Here is a 21,217-nt window from a genome sequence, read left to right on the forward strand (position 1 = left end):
CGTTATAACCCCTGCCTTCACCCGCAAGGGATAGTCTGCGGCCGGCGCCGTTTATCGGCGTCGGCCTGTGGATTTTTATGCTTTGACCCGCCGGACGTCGCGTCTTCCATGGGGGAGGGTGCGAAACTCGGCAGAGAACGGGCTCAGTTGTCATGGAAAGCCAAAACATTCGAATCCGCCTCAAGGCGTTCGATCATCGCGTGCTCGACCAGTCGACCCGCGAGATCGTGAACACCGCGAAGCGGACCGGTGCGCAAGTGCGGGGGCCGATTCCGCTGCCGACGCGTATCGAAAAATTCACCGTGAACCGTTCGCCGCACATCGACAAGAAGTCGCGCGAGCAGTTTGAAATCCGCACCCACAAGCGTGTTCTCGACATCGTCGATCCCACGCCCCAGACCGTGGATGCCCTGATGAAGCTCGATCTCGCCGCCGGCGTCGACGTAGAGATCAAGTTGTAAGGAAAAACACATGCGATCCGGTCTCATCGCCCAGAAGGTCGGTATGACGAGGATCTTCACCGCGGACGGCACCCATGTGCCGGTCACCGTGCTGAAGGTTGACACCGTTCAGGTGGTCTCGACCCGCTCTGAGGACAAAGACGGCTACACCGCCGTGCAGCTTGGCTACGGCAAGGCCAAGGTCAAGAACGTCAACAAGGCCCAGCGCGCCACCTTCGCCAATGCGAAGGTCGAGCCCAAGGCCAAGGTGGTCGAATTCCGCGTCTCGCCCGACGCCTTGCTGGAAGTCGGCGCCGAGCTTTCCGCCGATCATTTCGTCGCCGGCCAGTACGTCGACGTCACCGGCACGACCATCGGTAAAGGTTTCGCGGGTGGCATGAAGCGCCACAACTTCCGCGGCCTGGAAGCCACCCATGGCGTGTCCGTGTCGCACCGTTCGCACGGCTCGACCGGTCAGCGCCAGGATCCCGGCAAGGTCTTCAAGGGTAAGAAGATGGCCGGCCACATGGGTGACGTTCGCGTGACCACGCAGAATTTGACGGTGGTGTCGACCGATGCCGAGCGCGGCCTGATCCTGGTCAAGGGTTCGGTTCCCGGCGCCGAGGGCTCCTACGTGCTGGTCCGTGATGCCGTGAAGCGCAAGCTTCCCGACGGCGTCCCGTTCCCGGCTGCGCTGAAGTCCGCTCCGGCCGCCGCCGACTCCGCTCCGGCCGAGTCCGCCGCCGACGAGCAGAAGGAATAAGTGGCGATGAAACTCGACGTCATTAGCCTCGACAATCAGACCGTCGGCTCGATCGACCTGGCCGAGGACGTGTTCGGTCTGCCGGTTCGCACCGACATCCTGTTCCGCATGGTGAACTGGCAGCTGGCGAAGCGCCAGGCCGGCACCCACAAGACCAAGATCATCAGCGAGATCTCTGGCACGACCAAGAAGCCCTACAAGCAGAAGGGCACCGGTCGCGCTCGCCAGGGTTCGCTGCGCAGCCCGCAGTTCCGCGGCGGTGCGACCGTCTTCGGTCCGGTGGTGCGCTCCCATGCCCATGACCTGCCCAAGAAGGTCCGCAAGCTGGCGCTGAAGACCGCTCTGTCGGCCAAGGCCGCCGACGGCAAGCTAGTGATCCTCGACGCAGCCCGCCTCGATGCCCCCAAGACCAAGGAACTGGCCGGCCGCTTCGCGACCCTGGGCTGGAACTCGGTCCTGGTCATCGACGGCACCGAGGTGAACATCAACTTCGCGCGCGCTTCGCAGAACCTGCCGCATGTCGATGTCCTGCCTCAGCAGGGCGCCAATGTGTACGACATCCTGCGCCGCGACACCCTGGTCCTGACCAAGGACGCGGTGGAAGCCCTGGAGGCTCGACTGAAATGACCAAGGTCACCGTCAGCAAAGAGCGGATGTACGATCTCGTCCGCGCCCCCGTGATCACCGAAAAGGCGACCATGGGTTCCGAGCACAACCAGGTCACCTTCCGCGTGCCGCTGGATGCCAGCAAGCCCGAAATCAAGGCTGCGATCGAAGGCATCTTCGGCGTGAAGGTCAAGGCTGTGAACACGCTGCGCCAGCTCGGCAAGACCAAGCGTTTCCGTGGTCGCGTGGGCAAGCGCAACGACTACAAGAAGGCAATGGTCACGCTCGCCGAAGGCCATTCCATCGACGTGACGACGGGAATCTGATCCGATGGCACTGAAGAATTACAAGCCGACGACGCCGGGCCAGCGCCAGCTGGTCCTCGTCGACCGCACCGACCTCTGGAAGGGCAAGCCGGTCAAGTCCCTGACCGAAGGCCTGCGCCAGAAGGGCGGCCGTAACAACATGGGCCGGATCACCGTCCGCTGGCGTGGCGGCGGGCACAAGCGCCGTTACCGCCTGATCGACTTCAAGCGCACCAAGTTCGACGTGCCCGCCACGGTCGAGCGTTTGGAATACGATCCGAACCGTACCGCCTTCATCGCCCTGATCCGTTACGAGGACGGCGAGCTTGCCTACATCCTGGCGCCGCAGCGCTTGGCCGTGGGCGACGTGGTGGTGTCCGGTGACCGCGCCGACATCAAGCCCGGCAACGCCATGCCGATGAAGAACATGCCGGTCGGTACGATCGTGCATAACGTCGAGCTGAAGGCCGGCAAGGGTGGCCAGATCGCCCGTTCCGCCGGTTCCTACGCCCAGCTCGTGGGTAAGGACCAGGGCTATGCCCAGCTCCGTCTGGCTTCGGGCGAAGTGCGCATGGTGCGCGGCGAGTGCATGGCCACCGTCGGTGCCGTGTCCAACCCCGATCAGCAGAACGTCAGCCTGGGCAAGGCCGGCCGCAGCCGCTGGCTCGGCCGTCGTCCCTCCGTTCGCGGTGTCGCCATGAACCCGATCGACCACCCCCATGGTGGTGGTGAGGGTCGCACCTCGGGCGGCCGCCACCCGGTCACGCCGTGGGGCAAGCCGACCAAGGGCAAGAAGACGCGCAGCAACAAGAAGACGGATGCATTGATTATGCGCCGTCGTCACGTGAACAAGTAAGGAGGGGCAGCCGATGGCTCGTTCCGTCTGGAAAGGCCCGTTCGTGGACGCCTTCGTCATGAAGAAGGCGGAGAAGACCCGTGCGAGCGGCCGTAATGAAGTGATCAAGATCTGGTCGCGCCGCTCCACCATCATGCCGCATTTCGTCGGCCTGACGTTCGGCGTGTACAACGGCCACAAATTCATCCCGGTGCTGGTCACCGAAAACATGGTCGGCCATAAGTTCGGCGAATTCTCGCCGACCCGCACGTACTACGGCCATGCCGCCGACAAGAAGGCGAAGAGGAAGTAGCAATGAGCAAGAAACCGCTCCCGCGGGTCCTGGCCGACAACGAGGCGAGCGCCTTCGCCTCGACCATCCGGGTTAGCCCGCAGAAACTGAACCTGGTCGCGGAATCGATCCGCGGCTTGCGCGCCGATGCCGCCGTGGCGCAGCTGACCTTCTCGAAGCGCCGCGTGGCGCAGGACGTCAAGAAGGTGCTGCAATCGGCCATCGCCAATGCCGAAAACAACCACCAGCTCGACGTCGATCGTCTGTTCGTCGCCGAAGCCTATGTGGGCAAGGCCATGGTCATGAAGCGCTGGCGTGCCCGCGCCCGTGGCCGCGTTGGTAAGATCGTCAAGCCGTTCAGCAACCTGACGGTCGTGGTGCGCGAGCGCGAGGAGAACGCCTGATGGGTCAGAAAGTCAATCCGATCGGCCTGCGTCTGGGGATCAACCGTACCTGGGATTCCCGCTGGTTCGCTGACGCCGATTATTCCAAGCTGCTGCACGAAGACCTGGAACTGCGCAACTTCCTGAAGAAGCGTCTGCACCAGGCCGGCGTGTCGCGCATCGTCATCGAGCGTCCCGCCAAGAAGGCCCGCATCACCATCCATACCGCCCGTCCGGGCGTGGTGATCGGCAAGAAGGGTGCGGATATCGAAGTGCTGCGCCGCAAGCTGTCGAAGATGACCGGCAGCGAGGTCAACCTGAACATCGTCGAAATCCGCAAGCCGGAACTCGACGCCCAGCTGGTTGCCGAAAGCATCGCTCAGCAGCTCGAGCGCCGCGTGGCTTTCCGCCGCGCCATGAAGCGGGCCGTCCAGTCGGCCATGCGTCTGGGCGCCCAGGGCATTCGTATCAACTGCTCCGGCCGTCTCGGCGGCGCCGAAATCGCGCGCATGGAGTGGTACCGCGAAGGCCGCGTGCCGCTGCACACCCTGCGTGCCGATGTCGATTACGGCGTTGGTACCGCGAAGACCACCTACGGCACCTGCGGTGTCAAGGTGTGGATCTTCAAGGGCGAGATCATGGCCCACGATCCGATGGCGCAGGACAAGCGCGCCCAGGATCAGCAGCCGGCCCGCTAATCCCTAGGAAGAACGTGGAAAGCCATGCTTAGTCCCAAACGCACGAAGTTCCGCAAGCAGCACAAGGGCCGCATCCATGGTGTGGCCAAGGGCGGAACGGACCTGAACTTCGGCGCCTTCGGCCTGAAGGCGCTGGAGCCCGAGCGCGTCACCGCGCGCCAGATCGAAGCGGCCCGTCGTGCCCTGACCCGTCACCTGAAGCGTCAGGGCCGCGTGTGGATCCGTATTTTCCCCGATGTGCCGGTCTCGACCAAGCCGGCCGAAGTCCGCATGGGCTCCGGTAAGGGTTCGCCGGAATATTGGGTGGCCAAGGTCAAGCCCGGCCGCGTCATGTTTGAAGTGGACGGCGTGCCGGAAGAACTGGCCCGTCGCGGCTTCGAGCTGGCGGCTGCCAAGCTGCCGATCAAGTGCAAGTTCATCACCCGTACCGGTCTGGAGGCCTGATGATGAGCAACGCCGCCGATCTCCGTGCCAAGAGCACCGATCAGTTGAACGAGCAGCTGCTGGACCTGAAGAAGGAGCAGTTCAACCTGCGCTTCCAGAAGGCCAGCGGCCAGCTTGAGAACACCGCCCGGGTCCGTCAGGTGCGCCGCGAAATCGCGAGCGTCAAGACCATCCTCGGCGAACGCAGCCGTACCGCGTAGGAGAGCTTGAGAGATGCCGAAGCGCATTCTGCAGGGCGTGGTCGTCAGCGACAAAATGGACAAGACCGTGGTGGTGCGCGTCGAACGTCGCGTTATGCACCCGCTCTATAAGAAGTTCATCCGTCGTTCGAAGAAATATCACGCCCACGACGAAAATAATTCCTTCAAAGCTGGTGACTGGGTCCGTATCGAGGAATGCCGTCCCATCTCGAAGAATAAGAACTGGGTGGTCTTGTCGGAGCCAGTGGCGTAAAACCCACGGCTTCGGCCAAAGGCCGAAGGTCCCTTGCATAAGGAAAAGTTAATATGATCCAGATGCAAACCAACCTGGACGTAGCCGACAATTCGGGCGCCCGCCGGGTGCAGTGCATCAAGGTACTCGGTGGGTCCCATCGGACCGTCGCGTCCGTTGGTGACATCATCGTCGTGTCCGTCAAGGAGGCGATCCCGCGTGGTCGCGTCAAGAAGGGCGACGTCCACCGTGCTGTCATCGTGCGCACGGCGAAGGAAATCCGTCGTCCCGACGGAAGTGCCATCCGCTTCGACCGCAATGCCGCCGTCCTGATCAACAAGCAGGGCGAGCCGATCGGGACCCGTATCTTCGGGCCCGTGACCCGCGAGCTGCGCGCGAAGAAGTATATGAAGATCATTTCGCTGGCGCCCGAGGTGCTGTAATGGCCATGCATGTGAAGAAGGGTGATCGCGTCGTCGTGATCACCGGGAAGGACAAGGGCAAGCGTGGTGAGGTGATCCAGGCCATCCCCAGCGAAAACCGGGTGATCGTCTCGGGTGTCAACCTCGTCAAGCGTCATCAGCGCGCGACCGCCGCCTCCCAGGGCGGCATCATCGAAAAGGAGGCGCCGCTCCACGTCTCCAATGTCGCGCATATCGACCCGAAGGACGACCGTCCGACCCGCGTCGGCCACAAGACGCTGGAAGACGGCCGCAAGGTGCGCGTGGCGCGCCGGTCCGGCGAAGTCATCGATCGCTGAGAGGCTTGAGAATCATGGCACGCTTGCAAGAGCATTACGTAAAGGTCGTGAAACCGGCCCTGCAGCAGCAGTTCAACTACGCCAACCCCATGCAGGTTCCGCGCATCGAAAAGATCGTGATCAACATGGGCGTGGGTGAAGCCGCGCAGGATTCGAAGAAGATCGAGGCCGCCATCGCCGATCTGACCGCCATTTCCGGTCAGAAGCCCGTGGTCACCCGCGCCAAGAAGTCGATTGCCGGCTTCAAGCTGCGTGAGGGCCAGGTCGTGGGCTGCAAGGTGACGCTGCGGAGCGACCGCATGTACGAGTTCCTCGACCGTCTGGTGAACATCGCCCTGCCGCGCGTCCGCGACTTCCGCGGCATCAACGGCAAGGCTTTTGACGGCCGTGGCAACTACAACATGGGTCTCAAGGAACAGCTCGTGTTCCCCGAGATCAACTACGACAAGGTCGACAGCATTCGCGGTATGGACATCGTGTTCGTCACGACCGCCAAGACCGACGAAGAAGCCAAGGCGCTGCTGAAGGCCTTCGACATGCCGTTCGCGAACTGACGCGCAGGAGATTTCTGACATGGCTAAGACCAGCGCCGTCGAGCGCAACAAGAAGCGGGAGCGCATGGCGAAGCAGTATGCCAATCGCCGCGCCCGCCTGAAGGAAGCGGTGATGAATCGCGAAGTGTCGCCGGAAGAGCGCTTTGAAGCTGCTCTGAAGCTGGCGGAACTGCCGCGCAATTCCGCCAAGAACCGCATTCGCAACCGCTGTGAAGTGACCGGTCGTCCGCGGGCGACCTATCGCAAGTTCAAGCTGGCGCGCGTCATGCTGCGTGACCTGGCCTCGCAGGGCCAGATCCCCGGCATGGTCAAGTCGAGCTGGTAAGGGAGATCGCCACAGATGATGACCGATCCTCTCGGCGATATGCTGACCCGCATTCGTAACGGTCAGCGCGCCCGCAAGTCCAACGTGACTTCGCCCGCTTCCAACCTGCGTGCCAATGTGCTGGAGGTCCTCAAGCGCGAGGGCTATATCCGCGGCTACACTCGCAACACCGTCCGCGCCGGCGTGGAAGAGCTCGCCATCGAGCTCAAGTACCACGAAGGCCAGCCGGTGATCCGCGAGATCGCCCGCGTGTCCACGCCCGGCCGCCGCGTGTATTCGAAGATCAAGGATCTGGGCAAGGTCGGCAACGGCCTGGGCATCTCGATCCTGTCGACTCCGCGCGGCGTGATGTCCGATGCAGAGGCCCGCGCCGCCAATGTCGGCGGTGAAGTCCTCTGCAAGGTGTTCTAAGGGGGCCTCCATGTCGCGAGTCGGTAAATATCCCGTGGTGGTGCCCTCCGGCGTCACCGTCAACCTGAATGGACAGGACCTGTCCGTGAAGGGCAAGCTGGGCGAGAAAGCCCTTCGTGTCGCCGATGACATCGGCGTTCGCGTCGAGGGTGACAAGCTCTGGGTCGAGCCTCGCAACGAGACCAAGCGTGCGCGCATGATGTGGGGAACCACCCGCGCCATCGTCGCCAACATGGTCAAGGGCGTGAGCGAAGGCTTCACCATCAACCTGGATATCAATGGCGTCGGCTATCGTGCCGCTGCGCAGGGTCAGGTCCTGAACCTGCAGCTGGGCTACAGCCACGACATCAATTACCAGGTGCCCCAGGGCGTCACCATCAAGACCGAAAAGCCTACCTCGATCTCCGTCACCGGCTCCGATAAGCAGGTGGTGGGTCAGGTCGCTGCGGAGATCCGCGCTTTCCGTGGTCCCGAGCCCTATAAGGGCAAGGGCGTGAAATATTCCACGGAGACGATCCTCCGCAAGGAAGGCAAGAAGAAGTAGGGCTGAACGCAATGTTGTCCAGATCAGAGCTCTTCGAGCGCCGCAAGGTGCGCACCCGCGCCGCCCTTCGCAAGAAGTCAAGCGGTCGTCCGCGTTTGTCCGTGTTCCGCTCGGGCAAGCATATTTACGCGCAGATCATCGACGACGCCCAGGGTGTGACCCTGGCCGCCGCTTCGACGGTCGAGAAGGAACTGCGCGAGGCCCTGAAGACCGGTGCCGACAAGGCCGCCGCCGCCAAGGTGGGCGCGCTGATCGCAGACCGGGCCGTCAAGGCCGGCATCAAGGAAGTGGTCTTCGACCGCGGCGGTTACATCTACCACGGCCGGGTCAAGGCCCTGGCCGACGCCGCGCGTGAAGGCGGCCTCTCGTTCTAAGGGGATAGGATTATGGCACGTACTCCGAACACCGAGCGTGGGCCGCGAGGCCAGCGGGGCCAGCGGGACGGCGACCGTCCCCGCGGCCAGCGCGAGGGCGCTCCCCGCGAGCGCGAGGAAAACGAATTCGTCGACAAGCTGGTTCACATCAACCGCGTCGCCAAGGTGGTGAAGGGTGGCCGTCGCTTCGCCTTCGCCGCCCTGGTCGTGGTCGGTGACGCCAAGGGCCGCGTCGGCTTCGGCACCGGTAAGGCCCGCGAGGTCCCCGAGGCCATCCGCAAGGCCACCGAACAGGCCAAGCGCAACATGATCCGCGTTGCGCTGCGCGAAGGCCGCACGCTGCATCACGATGCCAACGGCCGCTTCGGCGCCGGCCGCGTCGTGCTGCGCTCGGCTCCGGCCGGTACCGGCATCATCGCCGGCGGCCCGATGCGCGCCGTCTTCGAAACCATGGGCGTGCAGGACGTGGTCGCCAAGTGCATCGGCACCTCGAACCCGCACAACATGATCAAGGCGACCTTCGCCGCGCTGGAGAACGTCTATTCTCCGCGTCTCATTGCCGCCAAGCGCGGCAAGAAGGTCGGCGAGATCATCAGCCGCCGCGACGGTGAAACCGCCGCTGCCGCCCGGGAGTAAGACACCATGGCGAACAAGACGATCCGCGTCACCCAGACCGGCAGCCCCATCGGCCGCACCGAAGACCAGCGTGCCACGCTGGTCGGTCTCGGCCTGAACAAGCTGCACCGCACCCGCGAGCTGGAGGATACTCCGGCCGTGCGCGGCATGATCCGCAAGGTGCAGCACCTGGTGCGCGTCGAAGAGTGACGAATTTCCGGCCTTAGGGCCGGATTGAAGGAAGCAGAACGATGAAACTCAACGAACTTCGCGACAATCCCGGCGCGCGCAAGGAGCGCCTCCGGGTCGGCCGCGGCATCGGCTCTGGCAAGGGCAAGACGGGTGGCCGTGGCGTGAAGGGTCAGACCTCGCGTACCGGCGTGGCCATCAACGGCTTCGAAGGCGGCCAGATGCCCATCTACCGCCGTCTGCCCAAGCGCGGCTTCAAGAATCCCTTCTCGAAGTCCTTTGCCGTGGTCAATCTCGGCCGTCTGCAGGCCGCGATCGATGCCGGCAAGCTTGATGCCGCCAAGACGATCAACACCGAAACCCTGGTTGCTGCCGGCCTGGTCGGCAACGTGCAGGACGGTGTCCGTCTGCTGGGCAAGGGCGAACTGACCGCCAAGGTGACCATCGAGGTCGCCGGCGCTTCCAAGGCGGCCGTCGCGGCCGTCGAGAAGGCGGGCGGTTCGGTCGTCGTGGCCGGCGGGCAGACCGAGGCTCAGGCCTAAGCGGTCTTTATAAACAAAAAAGTACTTTCATCCGGAGAAAGGCATGGCTTCCGCCGCCGAGCAACTCGCCGCCAACCTGAACTTTGGCGTTTTCGCCAAGGCGACCGAGTTGAAGAAAAGGATCTGGTTCACCCTCGCAGCGCTTGTGGTGTACCGGTTGGGCACGTGGATTCCATTGCCGGGTATCGAAGCCGCCGTTCTGCAGGAACTCTTCCAGCAGAGCGGCGGTGGTATCCTCGGCATGTTCGACATGTTCGCCGGGGGCGCGCTGTCGCGCATGACGATCTTCGCCCTGAATATCATGCCGTATATTTCGGCATCGATCATTGTTCAGCTGATGACGGCCGTGGTGCCGTCGCTCGAACAGCTGAAGAAGGAGGGCGAGGGCGGTCGCAAGAAGATTAATCAATATACTCGTTACCTGACGGTGCTGATCGCCACCTTCCAGGCCTATGGCATCGCCATCGGGCTCGAAGGGCTGAGCGGCGCCGCTGGTGCTGCCGTGCAGGACCCGGGCTGGTTCTTCCGCTTCACCACGGTGGTCACGCTGGTCGGCGGTACGCTGTTCCTGATGTGGCTGGGTGAGCAGATCACCGCGCGCGGCGTGGGCAACGGCATCTCGCTGATCATTTTCGCCGGTATCGTCGCCGAGCTTCCCAGTGCCCTGGTGGGTACGCTGGAACTGGGCCGCACCGGTGCGCTGTCGGCCCTGGTGATCGTCGGCCTGCTGATCATGGTCGTGCTGGTCATCGCCGTGATCGTCTATGTGGAACGCGCGCAGCGCCGCATCCTGGTGCAATATCCAAAGCGCCAGGTCGGGCAGAAGATGTATGGCGGCGAGAGCACCCATCTGCCGCTGAAGCTCAACACGGCCGGCGTCATTCCGCCGATCTTCGCGGGCTCGCTGCTGCTTCTCCCGGTGACCGTGGCCAGCTTCTCGGCCGGCGGCGGCGTCGGTCCGGAATGGCTGAACACCGTGATGGCCTTCATGGGCCGTGGTCAGCCGCTATATCTTGCGATCTATGTGTCCTTGATCGTGTTCTTTGCCTTCTTCTATACGGCAGTCGTCTTCAATCCTGCGGATACGGCTGATAACCTCAAGAAGCATGGCGGCTTTGTCCCGGGCATCCGTCCGGGCAAGAACACCGCAGAGTACCTGGATCATGTGCTGACGAGGCTGACCGTCGTGGGGGCTGCTTACCTGGCCATCCTCTGCGTTCTGCCCGAGATCCTGATTTCGCAGTATGCCGTGCCGTTCTATTTCGGTGGCACCAGCCTGCTGATCGTGGTGACCGTGACCCTGGACACCGTGGCACAGATCCAGTCTCATCTGTTGGCACATCAATATGAAGGCCTGATCAAGAAGGCCAAGCTGAGAGGGAGACGGGGCTAAGATGCGATTGATTCTGTTGGGACCGCCGGGCGGCGGAAAGGGCACGCAGGCTAAGCGTCTGCAGGACCGCTTCGGCTTGGTCCAGCTGTCCACCGGCGACATGCTGCGCGCCGCCATCGCGGCGGGCAGCGAGTTGGGCAAGAAGGCCAAGTCGGTGATGGATGCCGGCCAGCTGGTTTCCGACGATATCATCATCGGCATGATCGCCGAACGCATCGAACAGCCTGATTGCAAGGGAGGCTTCATTCTTGACGGCTTCCCGCGCACCATCCCCCAGGCCGAGGCCCTGGACCGCCTGCTTGCGGACAAGGGCCTGAACCTGGACTTCGCCATCGAGATCCGTGTGCCCGACGAAAGGATCGTCGAGCGCATCACCGGCCGGTTCACCTGCGCCAAGTGCGGCGCGGGCTACCATGACAAGTTCCAGCGTCCCAAGACCGACGGCGTCTGCGACGTCTGCGGCGGCACCGAATTCTCGCGCCGCGCCGACGACAACGCCGAAACGGTCACGGCACGCTTGAATGCCTACCATGCCCAGACGGCGCCCCTGCTGCCTTATTACGAGGAAAAGGGGAAGTTGCGGGTCGTGGACGGCACTCTGCCAATCGACGAAGTGACGCGGAAGCTGGAGGAAATCCTCCAGACGGCCAACGTCGGTTGACTCGCGGGGGATTTTTCCTATAATCCCCCACCTTCGGTTCGCCGGCGGCCGTGAAAGTCCGGACGCTATCTTTTTTGTTAAAGGAGTAACCAGCTTTGGCGCGTATTGCTGGCGTTAACATCCCGACCAACAAGCGGGTGAAGATCGCGCTGACCTATATCCATGGCATCGGCCCCAAGAAGGCCGTGGAAATCTGTGATAAGGTCGGCATCACCGAAGAACGTCGCGTGAACCAGCTTTCCGATGAGGAAGTGTTGCGGATCCGCGAGGTCATTGACCGCGAATATCAGGTCGAAGGCGACCTGCGTCGCGAAGTGGCCATGAACATTAAGCGTCTGATGGACCTGGGTTGCTATCGCGGCCTGCGCCATCGTCGTGGTCTGCCGGTCCGTGGTCAGCGTACGCATACCAATGCGCGCACCCGCAAGGGTCCGGCCAAGCCCATCGCCGGCAAGAAGAAAGCTGGTCGTTAAAGGATAAGAGACGGCAATGGCCAAGGCAGCTGCTCAGCGCCCCCGTAAGCGCGAACGTAAGAACATCACTTCGGGCGTGGCGCATGTGAACTCCACGTTCAACAACACCATGATCACCATCACCGACGCCCAGGGGAACACCATCTCCTGGTCCTCGTCGGGGATGCAGGGCTTCAAGGGCTCGCGCAAGTCGACTCCCTATGCCGCGCAGGTCGCCGCCGAAGACGCGGGCCGCAAGGCAATGGAACACGGCATGCGTACCCTCGAAGTCGAGGTCAAGGGCCCCGGTTCGGGCCGCGAATCGGCGCTTCGTGCGCTCCAGGCGGTGGGTTTCGCCATCACCTCGATCCGCGATGTCACTCCGATCCCGCATAACGGCTGCCGTCCGCGCAAGCGTCGCCGCGTCTGATACGGCTGCAGTTTTGCCAGGCACGCCGCCAGTCCCCGAGGCTGGCGGCGTAGCCGCGTACCAACATGACGGATAACCTTCTTTCATCCGTCCCTGGCATGAGGTCCCCGCTCGTGATTCAGAAAAACTGGCAGGAACTGATCAAGCCCAACAAGCTCAGCATTGAGCCGGGCGACGATCCGCAACGCGTCGCCATCGTTGTGGCTGATCCCCTCGAGCGCGGCTTCGGCATGACCCTGGGCAACGCCCTTCGTCGTGTTCTGCTGTCGTCGCTGCAGGGCGCCGCCGTGACCGCTATCCAGATCGATGGCGTGCTGCACGAGTTCTCCTCGATCCCCGGCGTGCGCGAGGATGTCACCGACATCATCCTCAACATCAAGACCATGGGCCTGCGCATGCATGGCGAGGGTCCCAAGCGCATGACCCTGCGTGCGACCGGCCCCGGCGAAGTCAAGGCGGGCATGATCGATGCCGGCCATGACATCGAGATCATGGACCCGGATCTGGTCATCTGCACCCTGGACCAGGGCGCGACCCTGAACATGGAGCTGACGGTCGAGACCGGCAAGGGCTATGTCCCGGCTTCGCAGAACCGCCCCGAAGACAGCCCGATCGGCCTGATCCCGATCGACGCCATCTTCTCGCCGGTCCGCAAGGTCGCCTACAAGGTTGAGAACACCCGCGTCGGCCAGGTCACCGACTATGATAAGCTGTCGATGACTATCGCCACCAACGGCTCGGTCTCGCCCGAAGATGCAGTGGCCCTGGCCGCCCGCATCCTGCAGGACCAGCTGCAGCTCTTCATCAATTTCGAGGAGCCGCAGACCGTCGCAGAGGAAGAGAAGAAGGACGAACTGCCCTTCAACAAGAACCTGCTGCGCAAGGTGGACGAGCTGGAACTGTCGGTCCGCTCGGCGAACTGCCTGAAGAACGACAACATCATCTATATCGGCGACCTGGTCCAGAAGACCGAGGCCGAGATGCTGCGCACCCCCAATTTCGGCCGCAAGTCCTTGAACGAGATCAAGGAAGTGCTGTCGCAGATGGGCCTGCATCTGGGCATGGAAATCCCGAACTGGCCGCCGGAAAACATCGAAGAACTGGCCAAGAAGCTCGAAGAGCCCTACTGAGCCCTTTCCTCGGTTCCTGCAAAGTCGGCCCCCGATGGTCGGGGGCCGCTTCTGCCGTACCTAGCGTAGTTCAGCCCAGGTCAAGGACCCGGTCGGCTGCGGCGGCGGAACAGCCCAATCGGTCTCGCGCGCGAGGCCAAGCCCAGGAGATACGCAGATGCGTCACGGTATGAGCGGTCGCAAGCTGAACCGCACCTCGTCCCACCGCAAGGCGATGTTCGCCAACATGGCTGTCGCCCTGCTCAAGCACGAGCAGATCACCACCACCCTGCCGAAGGCCAAGGACCTGCGTCCGATCGCCGAGAAGCTGATCACCCTGGGCAAGCGCGGCGACCTGCACGCCCGCCGCCAGGCCTACGCCATGCTGCGTGACGACAAGGTGGTCCAGAAGCTGTTCTCGACCCTGGCCGAGCGTTACAAGGAACGTCAGGGTGGTTACACCCGCGTTCTGAAGGCCGGCTTCCGCTATGGCGATGCCGCGGCCATGGGCGTGATCGAGCTGGTCGACCGCGACCCGGCCGCCAAGGGCCAGGATTCGGGTCCGGTCCAGACCGCCGAGGAGCAGGAAGAGGCCTAAGCGCCCCTTCACCGCTTTTGACGGACGAGAGGCAGCCCTTGTGGCTGCCTCTTGCTTTTTCAGGTGCTAGAATATCTTACCTAAGAGTTAGAGTTCCCGTGCCGCAACATGCCGCAAAGGCGAAAGACTGGCTCATGACCATCCCATCGCTGCATCCTGTTAGGGCGCTTCTGTTCGCGTTCTGTATGGTGCTACTCGCCGTGCCCGCAGCCTGGGCGCAGCAGGTGCCGCAGTCGAGCGAGCAGATCAAGCTGTCCTTCGCCCCGGTGGCCAAGCGGGCCATGCCGGCCGTCGTCAACATCTATACCCGCAAGGTGGTGCGGACGGCCCAGCCGCTGTCGCCGCTGTTCAACGATCCCTTCTTCCGCCATTTCTTCGGCGACCGCATGCCCATGGGCATTCCCGAGGACCGTATCCAGCGCTCGCTCGGTTCGGGCGTCATCGTCAACGGGGACGGGCTGGTGGTGACCAACCATCACGTGGTCGCAGGGTCGGACGAGATCACCGTGGTGCTGAGCGACCGTCGCGAATTCGAGGCGCAGCTCGTCGGCTCGGACGAACGGACCGACCTAGCGGTGCTGCGCATCAACACGCGCGGCGAGACCCTGCCGGTCCTGCCCATCGGCGATTCCGACCAACTGGAAGTGGGCGATCTGGTCCTGGCCATCGGCAATCCCTTCGGCGTCGGCCAGACCGTGACCAGCGGCATCGTCTCGGCGGTGGCCCGTACCTCCATCGGTGTCGGCGACTTCCGCTCCTTCATCCAGACCGACGCGGCGATCAATCCCGGCAATTCCGGCGGCGCGCTGGTGGACATGAACGGCAATCTCGTCGGCATCAACACCGCCATCTATACCCGCAATGGCGGCTCCAACGGCATCGGCTTCGCGATTCCCACGCCGATGGTCAAGGCGGTCATCGCGGGCATCACCGAGGACGGCAAGGTGGTGCGTCCCTGGCTGGGGGCGACGGGGCAGGACATCACCAGCGAGATGGTCAGCGCCCTGGACCTGAAGCGTCCGATGGGCGTGCTGATCAACGGCCTTTATCCCGGCGGCCCCGCCGAGAAGGCGGGCATGCAGGTTGGCGACGTGGTGGTGGCGGTGAACGGACGGGAGATCAGCGATCCGGAATCCCTGCGCTTCCGTCTGGCGACCTTGCCGGTCGGAGAGGATGCGGCGCTGACGGTGCTGCGTCAGGGCAGGGAGCGGGTGCTGCAGGTCAAGCTGGTGGCGCCGCCCGATAATCCGCCGCGCGACATGACCGAGATCAAGGGGCGCAATCCCTTCTCGGGAACCGTCGTCGCCAATCTGAACCCAGCTTTGGCCGAGGAACTGGGGCTGCAGACGATCGAACAGGGCGTGATCATCACCCGCATCGCCCGGGGAACGGTGGCGGCACGCCTGCAATTCCGCCCCGGCGACATCATCCTGCGCATCAACGACGCGCCGGTGAACACGGTGGCCGATCTGCGCCGGGCGCTGAGTACGGCCAGGGATGCCTGGAAGATCACCATGCGCCGCGAGGGCGAGGTCTTCAGCCTGACGGTGGGCGGGTGAGGAGTCTCTTCGAAGATGCGGCCGGCGCCCGCCCGCTGGCCGACCTGCTGCGTCCGCAGCGCCTGGACCAGGTGGTCGGGCAGGACCATCTGGTCGGGCCCGACGGCCCGCTCGGGCGCATGGTGGCGGCGCGCAAGCTGCATTCGATCATCCTGTGGGGGCCGCCGGGCTGCGGCAAGACCACCCTTGCCCGGCTGCTGGCGGAACATTCCGACCTGGCCTTCGAGCCGCTTTCGGCCGTCTTCTCGGGCGTGGCCGATCTGCGCAAGGTCTTCGACGCTGCGGCCAAGCGCCGCCAGGGCGGGCAGGGGACCTTGTTGTTCATTGACGAGATCCATCGTTTCAACCGCGCCCAGCAGGACGGTTTCCTGCCCTATGTCGAGGACGGGACGGTGGTGCTGGTCGGGGCGACGACCGAGAATCCGTCTTTCGAGCTGAATCCGGCGCTGCTGTCGCGCTGCCGGGTGATGGTGCTCCATCGCCTGGACGACGCGGCGCTGGAGAAGCTGCTGGTCCGGGCCGAGACCGAGGGGGGGAAGCCCCTGCCGCTGACCGAGGAGGCCCGCGCCGCCTTGCGGGCCATGGCCGACGGTGACGGACGCTATTTGCTCAATCTGGCCGAGGCGGTGCTGGAGCTGGCCAAGCCCGGCGAGCCGCTGGACCCGGCGGCCCTGGCCGATCTAGTGCAGAAGCGCGCGCCGATCTACGACAAGGGCCAGGAAAGCCATTACAACCTGATCAGCGCCCTGCACAAATCCCTGCGCGGCTCGGACACCGACGCGGCCCTCTACTGGATGGCCCGCATGCTGGCCGGGGGCGAAGACCCGCGCTACATCGCCCGCCGCCTGGCGCGCTTCGCCGTCGAGGATATCGGCCTGGCCGATCCCAATGCCGCCGTCCAGGCCCTGGCCGCCTGGGACATCTATGAACGCCTGGGCAGCCCCGAGGGCGAACTGGCCCTGGCGCAACTGGTCATCTATCTGGGCACCGCGCCCAAGTCCAATGCCAGCTACACGGCCTACAAGGCGGCCATGCGTGCGGCCAAGGAAACCGGCTCGCTGGCCCCGCCGAAACATATCCTCAACGCGCCGACCAAGCTGATGCGCGACATCGGCTACGGCAAGGGCTATATCTACGACCACGACACCGAAGACGGCTTCTCCGGCCAGGATTATTTCCCCGAAGAGATGAAGCGCCGCCGCTTCTACGAACCGCGCGAACGCGGCTTCGAGCGCGAGATCCTCAAGCGCCTGAGCTATTGGGACAAGCTGCGCCAGAGCAAGGGCGGCGGGAAGGGAGAGCCGTGAATGTCAGCCGATCGCCGGTCCCGGAAACCGGCATGATCCTTCTTCTTGGAGTTTTGCAGTGACTTCGGTCCAAACCCTGACCGTTTCCGACGACGAGGCCGATACCCGCCTTGACCGCTGGTTCAAGCGCCGTTTCCCCGAACTGGGCCATGGCGCCTTGCAGAAGCTGCTGCGCACCGGGCAGGTCCGCGTGGACGGCAAGCGCGCCAAGGCCGAACAGCGCCTGGAAGCGGGCCAGCAGGTGCGCGTGCCGCCGCTGCCCGCGCGCGAGGAGGGCACTCCCCGGCCCAAGGCGCCCCGGCAGGTCACGGACAAGGAGGCCGAGGCCCTGCGTCATGCCATCCTCTACATGGACGAGTGGGTGATCGCGCTGAACAAGCCGCCGGGGCTGGCGGTGCAGGGCGGCACCAATATGGAAAAGCATCTCGACGCCATGCTCGACGCCCTGCGCTTCGACGGCGAGCGTCCGCGCCTGGTCCATCGCCTGGACAAGGATACTTCGGGCGTGCTGCTGCTGGGCCGCACGGCGGGGGCGGCGGCGAAGCTGGCGGCGGAGTTCCGTTCGCGCGCGGCCCGCAAATGCTATTGGGCGCTGGTCGCCGGTGTGCCGAAGCTGCGCCAGGGCCGCATCGATGCGCCCCTGGCCAAGCTGCCGGGCCGCCTGGGCGAGAAGGTCGCGGTGGACGAGGACGAGGGCAAGCGCGCCGTCACCTGGTATCGCGTCGTCGATTCCGTGCTGCGCCGCGCCGCCTGGCTGGAGATGGAGCCGCGTACCGGCCGCACTCATCAACTTCGCGCCCATTGCGTGCTGCTCGGCACGCCGATCATCGGCGATGGCAAATATGGCGGCACCGAAGCCTTCGTCACCGGTACCGGCGTCAGCCGCAAGATGCACCTGCATGCCCGCGCCCTGCGCATGCCCCACCCCAAGGGCAAGGGCATGCTGGAGGTCGTCGCGCCGATCCCCGAACATTTCCGCACCAGCTTCTCCTTCTTCGGCTTCGACGAGGCCCAGGCGGGCAGGCCCTTCGAGGCGTTCGAGGAAGAGTAACGCCTGTTTCCGAGCATGGACCGGATCCGTCAGGAGCGCGAGGCTCCTGGCGGGTGCAGGGCAGGGCCCGGCAAAACCCTTGCTCCCCCGCTGCAAGCACATCTTTGGTAGGCCGCCGGCCTTTGGTGTGGTCTGGCCCCTGCGCCTGGGTTAAACTGCCCTGGCCCTCAATTTCAGCATTGATTTCATGACAGTTTCGCTTCGTCTCGCCGTCTTCGACGTGGATGGCACCCTGATCGACAGCCAGCACAATATCATCGCGGCGATGACCGAAGCCTGGCGTGCCCATGGCTATGCGGACCCGCGGCCCGAGGCGGTGCGGCGGATCATCGGCCTGTCGCTGGTCGAGGCGGTGGCCACGCTGATGCCCGAGGCTTCGCCGGAGGAACATCTGAAGGTGGCGCATGCCTACAAGGATGCCTTCTTCACCCTGCGCCAGGCGCCCGATCATCACGAACCGCTTTTTCCCGGCGCGCGCGAGGCTCTGGCGCGGCTGGAGGATGAGGGCTGGCTGCTAGCGGTGGCGACGGGCAAGACCCGGCGCGGCCTGGATGCCATGATCGAGCGCCACGGCCTGGAGGGCATCTTCGTGTCGCTGCAGACGGCGGACGGCAATCCCGGCAAGCCCCATCCCGGCATGCTGCTGCGTGCGGTCGAGGAAGCGGGCGCCGAGACGGCCAACAGCGTCATGATCGGCGACACCACCTTCGACATGCAGATGGCCCGCTCGGCCGGGACAGGGGCCGTGGGCGTGGCCTGGGGCTACCATGCCGCCTCCGAATTGCGTGCCGCCGGTGCTCATGTGCTGGTGGAAGACTACGGGCACCTGCCGGGCCTGCTGCCCGGCCTGATCGGTTCAGAGCGGGAAGGCGAAGAGGAATGCGTTTCGGCACGATCGTAAAGATTGCCGCACTGGCCCTGGTCGCCTTGACGGTGGCCATGGTGGCCGCTGTGAAATCCTTCGACGTGGACGAATATCGGGCGTTGCTGGTGCGCGAGGTCGAGGCGGCGACCGGGCGGGAATTGGTGATCGGCGGCCCGTTGCAGCTTGAGATGTCGCTGACGCCGACCATCGTCGCCACCGATGTCAGCCTTGCCAATGCGGAATGGGGCTCGCAGCCGGTGATGGCGCGTGCCAAGCGGATCGAGGCGCATGTCTCGCTGCTGCCGCTGCTGGGCGGCGAGGTGCAGATCCGCCGTCTGGTGGTGGTCGAACCCGATTTGCTGCTGGAGCGCGACGCGCAGGGGCGGGGCAATTGGGAGGTCAGCGCCATCGATCCGGAAGGCGCGGAACCCCGCGCCGAGGCGCCGCTGCCCAGCTTCCGTTTCGAGCGGCTGCGGATTGAAAAGGCCAATATCGCCTATCGCGACGGCGCCACCTTCCGCAATGCGGTCATCGAACGCTTGACCATGGAAACCGATGCCGCCACCGCGCCGGTGGCCCTGACCGTGGTGGGAAGCATCGAGGGGCGGCGCTTCGACGGCAGCGGGGTACTGGGCTCCTCGAACGATCTGCATCATCAATCCAGGCCGTTCCCGGTCAAGCTGCGGCTCAATAGCGGCGGCTTGATCCTGGCCGCCGACGGGGGAATCGCCGACATGGCGGCCTTGCGCGGCGTTGACCTGCGCATGACCTTCGAGGGCACGGAACTGTCCGAAGCCGCCCGCATCGCGGGCTACGACCTGCCCCAGTCCGGCCCGTTCCGTTCCTCCTTCCGCGTGCAGCGGCCGGAAAATGCCTGGCAGATCGTCGAAATAGACGGTGCCCTCGGTAAGCGGGATCTGGGGACGCTGTCGGTGAAAGGGGCGGTGGCCGACGTCGCGGACCTGACCGGCCTGGACATGACCTTCAGCTTCGAGACCACCGACCTCTCGCGTCTTTCCGCCCTGGCGGGCAGTCCCTTGCCGGCGGTCGGCCCGATCAAGCTGTCCACTCGCGTGACCGGAGCGCCGGAGGGTTGGCGGCTGGGCGAGCTGAAGCTGGGCCTCGGCTCCACCACGATGACGGGAAGCGCGCTGCTGGACCTGTCGGAGGAGAAGCCGCGGCTGGTGGGCGATTTCACCGCGCCGCTGATCGATACCGCAGACTTCCTGCGCCGTCCTTCCCGGTCGGCGGAAGTGGGCGGCGAGGGAAGCCGGCCGGTCGTTGACGGAACCGCTCTGGGACGGCTGGTGGCGGGGGACCCTGTGCCGGTGGAAAGCCTGCGTGGCCTGGATGCCGATCTGGCGGTGAGCACCGAGCAGCTGGTGGTGGCGGATATGTCGGCGCAACGGGCGCTGTTCAGATTGTCGCTGCGCGACGGCCTGCTGACCCTCCTTGAGCTGGAGGCAACGGCCCTGTCGGAGAGAAGCGACATCAACTCGATGAAGGGAACCTTGGGGAATTGAAGATCAAGCGTTTCTACAAGCAAGCCGGTGTGGCCGAGGCGGAAGGCGGATTCGCCGTCACCCTGGACGGGCGGTCCGTGCGCACGCCCATGGGGCAGCCCCTGACCCTGCCCAGCCGCGGCCTGGCCGAAGCCATCGCCGAGGAATGGGGCGCCCAGGCCCAGGAGGTCGCGCCCGAAACCATGCCCTGCATGCAATTGGCGAGCACCGCGCTTGACCGTATCGAGGCGCAGAAGGACGAGATCATCGGCCAACTGATGAAATATGCCGGCACCGATCTGCTGTGCTATCGCGCCGACCAGCCGCAGGAATTGATCAAGCGCCAGGATATCCTGTGGCAGCCCTTGCTGGATTGGGTGGCGGCACGCTGGGGCGTGCAGATGGCGGTGACGCGGGGCATCATTCCCGTCGAGCAATCCCCCGAAGCCATCGACAGCCTGCGCCAGGTGGTGCTGGCCTATGACAACTGGCAGCTCTCGGCCCTGCAGTCGGCAACGGCGGCGGCGGGATCCCTGATCATCGCCCTGGCCCTGGTCGAAGGCCGCCTCTCCGCCGCCGAAGCCTTCGCCGTCTCGCAGGTGGACGAGACCTGGCAGATCGAGCAATGGGGCGAAGACCCCGAAGCCACCCGCCGCCGCGCCGCCCTGGAAGCCGACGTCCACGGTGCAGCGCGCTTCCTGTCTTTGCTCTGATTTCTTCTCAGGCTTGGTTTTGGAGCCTCTACCCGAGTGTCTTGGTGGCCAAGAAGAGGAACCAC

33 protein-coding genes are annotated in these 21,217 nt (G+C 64.5%); all 33 read left to right on the plus strand.

All coding sequences use genetic code 11. The annotated features are described in order from the left end of the window. Window positions 1–152: 152 nt before the first annotated feature. Window positions 153–461 (plus strand): 30S ribosomal protein S10, encoded by a 309-nt coding sequence (rpsJ, locus tag EPD66_RS10880; protein WP_142848536.1) that lies wholly within the window; start codon window positions 153–155, stop codon window positions 459–461. 10 nt (window positions 462–471) lie between these two features. Continuing rightward, window positions 472–1,203 (plus strand): 50S ribosomal protein L3, encoded by a 732-nt coding sequence (rplC, locus tag EPD66_RS10885; protein WP_142848537.1) that lies wholly within the window; start codon window positions 472–474, stop codon window positions 1,201–1,203. 6 nt (window positions 1,204–1,209) lie between these two features. After that, window positions 1,210–1,830, plus strand: a complete 621-nt coding sequence (gene rplD, locus EPD66_RS10890) for a 50S ribosomal protein L4 (protein WP_142848538.1) — start codon at window positions 1,210–1,212, stop codon at window positions 1,828–1,830. Continuing rightward, complete coding sequence (locus tag EPD66_RS10895; protein WP_142848539.1) at window positions 1,827–2,135, plus strand: 50S ribosomal protein L23; 309 nt, start codon at window positions 1,827–1,829, stop codon at window positions 2,133–2,135. Before rplD ends, EPD66_RS10895 begins: the two co-directional genes overlap by 4 nt. 4 nt (window positions 2,136–2,139) lie before the next feature. After that, window positions 2,140–2,970 carry a 50S ribosomal protein L2 gene (rplB, locus tag EPD66_RS10900; RefSeq protein ID WP_142848540.1) on the plus strand — a complete coding sequence of 277 codons (831 nt, stop codon included), beginning with the start codon at window positions 2,140–2,142 and terminating at the stop codon, window positions 2,968–2,970. A gap of 13 nt (window positions 2,971–2,983) precedes the next feature. After that, the gene (gene rpsS / locus EPD66_RS10905) at window positions 2,984–3,262 is read left to right on the plus strand and encodes a 30S ribosomal protein S19 (RefSeq protein ID WP_142848541.1); all 279 of its coding nucleotides are present in this window, start codon (window positions 2,984–2,986) and stop codon (window positions 3,260–3,262) included. 2 nt (window positions 3,263–3,264) lie between these two features. Continuing rightward, window positions 3,265–3,645, plus strand: coding sequence for a 50S ribosomal protein L22 (gene rplV, locus EPD66_RS10910; RefSeq protein WP_142848542.1), 381 nt, complete (start codon window positions 3,265–3,267; stop codon window positions 3,643–3,645). Next, window positions 3,645–4,322: a 30S ribosomal protein S3 gene (gene rpsC / locus EPD66_RS10915; RefSeq protein WP_142848543.1), complete on the plus strand. Its 678-nt coding sequence runs from the start codon at window positions 3,645–3,647 to the stop codon at window positions 4,320–4,322. The genes rplV and rpsC overlap by 1 nt, the downstream gene beginning before the upstream one ends. A 24-nt stretch (window positions 4,323–4,346) precedes the next feature. Continuing rightward, window positions 4,347–4,766 (plus strand): 50S ribosomal protein L16, encoded by a 420-nt coding sequence (gene rplP, locus EPD66_RS10920; RefSeq protein ID WP_142848544.1) that lies wholly within the window; start codon window positions 4,347–4,349, stop codon window positions 4,764–4,766. Between the two features lie 2 nt (window positions 4,767–4,768). Next, entirely contained in the window at window positions 4,769–4,966 is a 198-nt protein-coding gene (gene rpmC / locus EPD66_RS10925; protein ID WP_142848682.1) for a 50S ribosomal protein L29, read from the plus strand. A 13-nt stretch (window positions 4,967–4,979) separates the two neighbouring features. Next, window positions 4,980–5,219: a 30S ribosomal protein S17 gene (gene rpsQ, locus EPD66_RS10930; RefSeq protein WP_142848545.1), complete on the plus strand. Its 240-nt coding sequence runs from the start codon at window positions 4,980–4,982 to the stop codon at window positions 5,217–5,219. A 53-nt stretch (window positions 5,220–5,272) separates the two neighbouring features. Continuing rightward, window positions 5,273–5,641: a 50S ribosomal protein L14 gene (rplN, locus tag EPD66_RS10935; RefSeq protein ID WP_142848546.1), complete on the plus strand. Its 369-nt coding sequence runs from the start codon at window positions 5,273–5,275 to the stop codon at window positions 5,639–5,641. Next, window positions 5,641–5,958, plus strand: a complete 318-nt coding sequence (rplX, locus tag EPD66_RS10940) for a 50S ribosomal protein L24 (protein ID WP_142848547.1) — start codon at window positions 5,641–5,643, stop codon at window positions 5,956–5,958. Before rplN ends, rplX begins: the two co-directional genes overlap by 1 nt. Window positions 5,959–5,972: 14 nt before the next feature. After that, window positions 5,973–6,512: a 50S ribosomal protein L5 gene (gene rplE, locus EPD66_RS10945; RefSeq protein ID WP_142848548.1), complete on the plus strand. Its 540-nt coding sequence runs from the start codon at window positions 5,973–5,975 to the stop codon at window positions 6,510–6,512. 19 nt (window positions 6,513–6,531) lie between these two features. Further along, window positions 6,532–6,837 (plus strand): 30S ribosomal protein S14, encoded by a 306-nt coding sequence (gene rpsN / locus EPD66_RS10950; RefSeq protein WP_142848549.1) that lies wholly within the window; start codon window positions 6,532–6,534, stop codon window positions 6,835–6,837. A 15-nt stretch (window positions 6,838–6,852) separates the two neighbouring features. Beyond that, complete coding sequence (gene rpsH / locus EPD66_RS10955) at window positions 6,853–7,248, plus strand: 30S ribosomal protein S8 (RefSeq protein WP_142848550.1); 396 nt, start codon at window positions 6,853–6,855, stop codon at window positions 7,246–7,248. Between the two features lie 10 nt (window positions 7,249–7,258). Further along, a complete protein-coding gene (gene rplF / locus EPD66_RS10960) occupies window positions 7,259–7,792 on the plus strand; it encodes a 50S ribosomal protein L6 (protein ID WP_142848551.1) in 534 nt (177 codons plus the stop codon). Window positions 7,793–7,803: 11 nt separating this feature from the next. Beyond that, the gene (rplR, locus tag EPD66_RS10965) at window positions 7,804–8,166 is read left to right on the plus strand and encodes a 50S ribosomal protein L18 (protein ID WP_142848552.1); all 363 of its coding nucleotides are present in this window, start codon (window positions 7,804–7,806) and stop codon (window positions 8,164–8,166) included. 12 nt (window positions 8,167–8,178) lie between these two features. Continuing rightward, window positions 8,179–8,802 carry a 30S ribosomal protein S5 gene (gene rpsE, locus EPD66_RS10970; protein ID WP_142848553.1) on the plus strand — a complete coding sequence of 208 codons (624 nt, stop codon included), beginning with the start codon at window positions 8,179–8,181 and terminating at the stop codon, window positions 8,800–8,802. A 6-nt stretch (window positions 8,803–8,808) separates the two neighbouring features. Further along, the gene (gene rpmD / locus EPD66_RS10975) at window positions 8,809–8,991 is read left to right on the plus strand and encodes a 50S ribosomal protein L30 (protein ID WP_142848554.1); all 183 of its coding nucleotides are present in this window, start codon (window positions 8,809–8,811) and stop codon (window positions 8,989–8,991) included. 41 nt (window positions 8,992–9,032) lie between these two features. Beyond that, window positions 9,033–9,512, plus strand: a complete 480-nt coding sequence (gene rplO, locus EPD66_RS10980; protein WP_142848555.1) for a 50S ribosomal protein L15 — start codon at window positions 9,033–9,035, stop codon at window positions 9,510–9,512. 43 nt (window positions 9,513–9,555) lie between these two features. Continuing rightward, window positions 9,556–10,905, plus strand: coding sequence for a preprotein translocase subunit SecY (gene secY, locus EPD66_RS10985; RefSeq protein WP_142848556.1), 1,350 nt, complete (start codon window positions 9,556–9,558; stop codon window positions 10,903–10,905). A gap of 1 nt (window position 10,906) precedes the next feature. Next, window positions 10,907–11,566: an adenylate kinase gene (locus EPD66_RS10990; protein WP_142848557.1), complete on the plus strand. Its 660-nt coding sequence runs from the start codon at window positions 10,907–10,909 to the stop codon at window positions 11,564–11,566. A 95-nt stretch (window positions 11,567–11,661) separates the two neighbouring features. Further along, complete coding sequence (gene rpsM, locus EPD66_RS10995) at window positions 11,662–12,039, plus strand: 30S ribosomal protein S13 (RefSeq protein ID WP_142848558.1); 378 nt, start codon at window positions 11,662–11,664, stop codon at window positions 12,037–12,039. Window positions 12,040–12,055: 16 nt separating this feature from the next. Continuing rightward, a complete protein-coding gene (gene rpsK / locus EPD66_RS11000; protein ID WP_142848559.1) occupies window positions 12,056–12,448 on the plus strand; it encodes a 30S ribosomal protein S11 in 393 nt (130 codons plus the stop codon). A 113-nt stretch (window positions 12,449–12,561) separates the two neighbouring features. Further along, window positions 12,562–13,578, plus strand: a complete 1,017-nt coding sequence (locus EPD66_RS11005) for a DNA-directed RNA polymerase subunit alpha (RefSeq protein ID WP_142848560.1) — start codon at window positions 12,562–12,564, stop codon at window positions 13,576–13,578. Between the two features lie 157 nt (window positions 13,579–13,735). Beyond that, window positions 13,736–14,155 carry a 50S ribosomal protein L17 gene (rplQ, locus tag EPD66_RS11010; RefSeq protein ID WP_142848561.1) on the plus strand — a complete coding sequence of 140 codons (420 nt, stop codon included), beginning with the start codon at window positions 13,736–13,738 and terminating at the stop codon, window positions 14,153–14,155. A gap of 134 nt (window positions 14,156–14,289) precedes the next feature. Next, window positions 14,290–15,714 carry a DegQ family serine endoprotease gene (locus EPD66_RS11015; protein WP_142848562.1) on the plus strand — a complete coding sequence of 475 codons (1,425 nt, stop codon included), beginning with the start codon at window positions 14,290–14,292 and terminating at the stop codon, window positions 15,712–15,714. Then, window positions 15,711–17,021, plus strand: coding sequence for a replication-associated recombination protein A (locus EPD66_RS11020; protein ID WP_142848563.1), 1,311 nt, complete (start codon window positions 15,711–15,713; stop codon window positions 17,019–17,021). The genes EPD66_RS11015 and EPD66_RS11020 overlap by 4 nt, the downstream gene beginning before the upstream one ends. Before the next feature lie 58 nt (window positions 17,022–17,079). Further along, window positions 17,080–18,072, plus strand: coding sequence for an RluA family pseudouridine synthase (locus EPD66_RS11025; RefSeq protein WP_142848564.1), 993 nt, complete (start codon window positions 17,080–17,082; stop codon window positions 18,070–18,072). 187 nt (window positions 18,073–18,259) lie between these two features. Beyond that, entirely contained in the window at window positions 18,260–18,973 is a 714-nt protein-coding gene (locus tag EPD66_RS11030; protein ID WP_142848565.1) for an HAD family hydrolase, read from the plus strand. Beyond that, complete coding sequence (locus tag EPD66_RS11035; protein ID WP_142848566.1) at window positions 18,952–20,460, plus strand: AsmA family protein; 1,509 nt, start codon at window positions 18,952–18,954, stop codon at window positions 20,458–20,460. The genes EPD66_RS11030 and EPD66_RS11035 overlap by 22 nt, the downstream gene beginning before the upstream one ends. Beyond that, entirely contained in the window at window positions 20,457–21,152 is a 696-nt protein-coding gene (locus tag EPD66_RS11040; RefSeq protein WP_370511877.1) for an ATP12 family chaperone protein, read from the plus strand. Before EPD66_RS11035 ends, EPD66_RS11040 begins: the two co-directional genes overlap by 4 nt. Window positions 21,153–21,217 lie beyond the last annotated feature (65 nt).

Source organism: Telmatospirillum sp. J64-1, from assembly GCF_006980715.1.
Taxonomy (GTDB): domain Bacteria; phylum Pseudomonadota; class Alphaproteobacteria; order Rhodospirillales; family Magnetospirillaceae; genus Oleiliquidispirillum; species Oleiliquidispirillum nitrogeniifigens.

Excerpts from the sequence above, each read along its gene's own strand:
- rpsK (WP_142848559.1), top strand. The coding sequence starts at position 12,056 with ATGGCCAAGGCAGCTGCTCAGCGCCCCCGTAAGCGCGAACGTAAGAAC.
- rplX (WP_142848547.1), top strand. The coding sequence starts at position 5,641 with ATGGCCATGCATGTGAAGAAGGGTGATCGCGTCGTCGTGATCACCGGG.
- EPD66_RS11030 (WP_142848565.1), top strand. The coding sequence starts at position 18,260 with ATGACAGTTTCGCTTCGTCTCGCCGTCTTCGACGTGGATGGCACCCTG.
- EPD66_RS11035 (WP_142848566.1), top strand. The coding sequence starts at position 18,952 with ATGCGTTTCGGCACGATCGTAAAGATTGCCGCACTGGCCCTGGTCGCC.
- rplV (WP_142848542.1), top strand. The coding sequence starts at position 3,265 with ATGAGCAAGAAACCGCTCCCGCGGGTCCTGGCCGACAACGAGGCGAGC.
- rplD (WP_142848538.1), top strand. The coding sequence starts at position 1,210 with ATGAAACTCGACGTCATTAGCCTCGACAATCAGACCGTCGGCTCGATC.
- EPD66_RS10895 (WP_142848539.1), top strand. The coding sequence starts at position 1,827 with ATGACCAAGGTCACCGTCAGCAAAGAGCGGATGTACGATCTCGTCCGC.
- rplC (WP_142848537.1), top strand. The coding sequence starts at position 472 with ATGCGATCCGGTCTCATCGCCCAGAAGGTCGGTATGACGAGGATCTTC.
- rplF (WP_142848551.1), top strand. The coding sequence starts at position 7,259 with ATGTCGCGAGTCGGTAAATATCCCGTGGTGGTGCCCTCCGGCGTCACC.
- rplE (WP_142848548.1), top strand. The coding sequence starts at position 5,973 with ATGGCACGCTTGCAAGAGCATTACGTAAAGGTCGTGAAACCGGCCCTG.
- rpsN (WP_142848549.1), top strand. The coding sequence starts at position 6,532 with ATGGCTAAGACCAGCGCCGTCGAGCGCAACAAGAAGCGGGAGCGCATG.
- rpsC (WP_142848543.1), top strand. The coding sequence starts at position 3,645 with ATGGGTCAGAAAGTCAATCCGATCGGCCTGCGTCTGGGGATCAACCGT.
- rpmC (WP_142848682.1), top strand. The coding sequence starts at position 4,769 with ATGAGCAACGCCGCCGATCTCCGTGCCAAGAGCACCGATCAGTTGAAC.
- rpsE (WP_142848553.1), top strand. The coding sequence starts at position 8,179 with ATGGCACGTACTCCGAACACCGAGCGTGGGCCGCGAGGCCAGCGGGGC.
- rpsQ (WP_142848545.1), top strand. The coding sequence starts at position 4,980 with ATGCCGAAGCGCATTCTGCAGGGCGTGGTCGTCAGCGACAAAATGGAC.
- rplO (WP_142848555.1), top strand. The coding sequence starts at position 9,033 with ATGAAACTCAACGAACTTCGCGACAATCCCGGCGCGCGCAAGGAGCGC.
- secY (WP_142848556.1), top strand. The coding sequence starts at position 9,556 with ATGGCTTCCGCCGCCGAGCAACTCGCCGCCAACCTGAACTTTGGCGTT.
- EPD66_RS10990 (WP_142848557.1), top strand. The coding sequence starts at position 10,907 with ATGCGATTGATTCTGTTGGGACCGCCGGGCGGCGGAAAGGGCACGCAG.
- rpmD (WP_142848554.1), top strand. The coding sequence starts at position 8,809 with ATGGCGAACAAGACGATCCGCGTCACCCAGACCGGCAGCCCCATCGGC.
- rplP (WP_142848544.1), top strand. The coding sequence starts at position 4,347 with ATGCTTAGTCCCAAACGCACGAAGTTCCGCAAGCAGCACAAGGGCCGC.
- rplQ (WP_142848561.1), top strand. The coding sequence starts at position 13,736 with ATGCGTCACGGTATGAGCGGTCGCAAGCTGAACCGCACCTCGTCCCAC.
- rpsH (WP_142848550.1), top strand. The coding sequence starts at position 6,853 with ATGATGACCGATCCTCTCGGCGATATGCTGACCCGCATTCGTAACGGT.
- rpsS (WP_142848541.1), top strand. The coding sequence starts at position 2,984 with ATGGCTCGTTCCGTCTGGAAAGGCCCGTTCGTGGACGCCTTCGTCATG.
- rplN (WP_142848546.1), top strand. The coding sequence starts at position 5,273 with ATGATCCAGATGCAAACCAACCTGGACGTAGCCGACAATTCGGGCGCC.
- EPD66_RS11015 (WP_142848562.1), top strand. The coding sequence starts at position 14,290 with ATGACCATCCCATCGCTGCATCCTGTTAGGGCGCTTCTGTTCGCGTTC.
- rplR (WP_142848552.1), top strand. The coding sequence starts at position 7,804 with ATGTTGTCCAGATCAGAGCTCTTCGAGCGCCGCAAGGTGCGCACCCGC.
- rpsJ (WP_142848536.1), top strand. The coding sequence starts at position 153 with ATGGAAAGCCAAAACATTCGAATCCGCCTCAAGGCGTTCGATCATCGC.
- rplB (WP_142848540.1), top strand. The coding sequence starts at position 2,140 with ATGGCACTGAAGAATTACAAGCCGACGACGCCGGGCCAGCGCCAGCTG.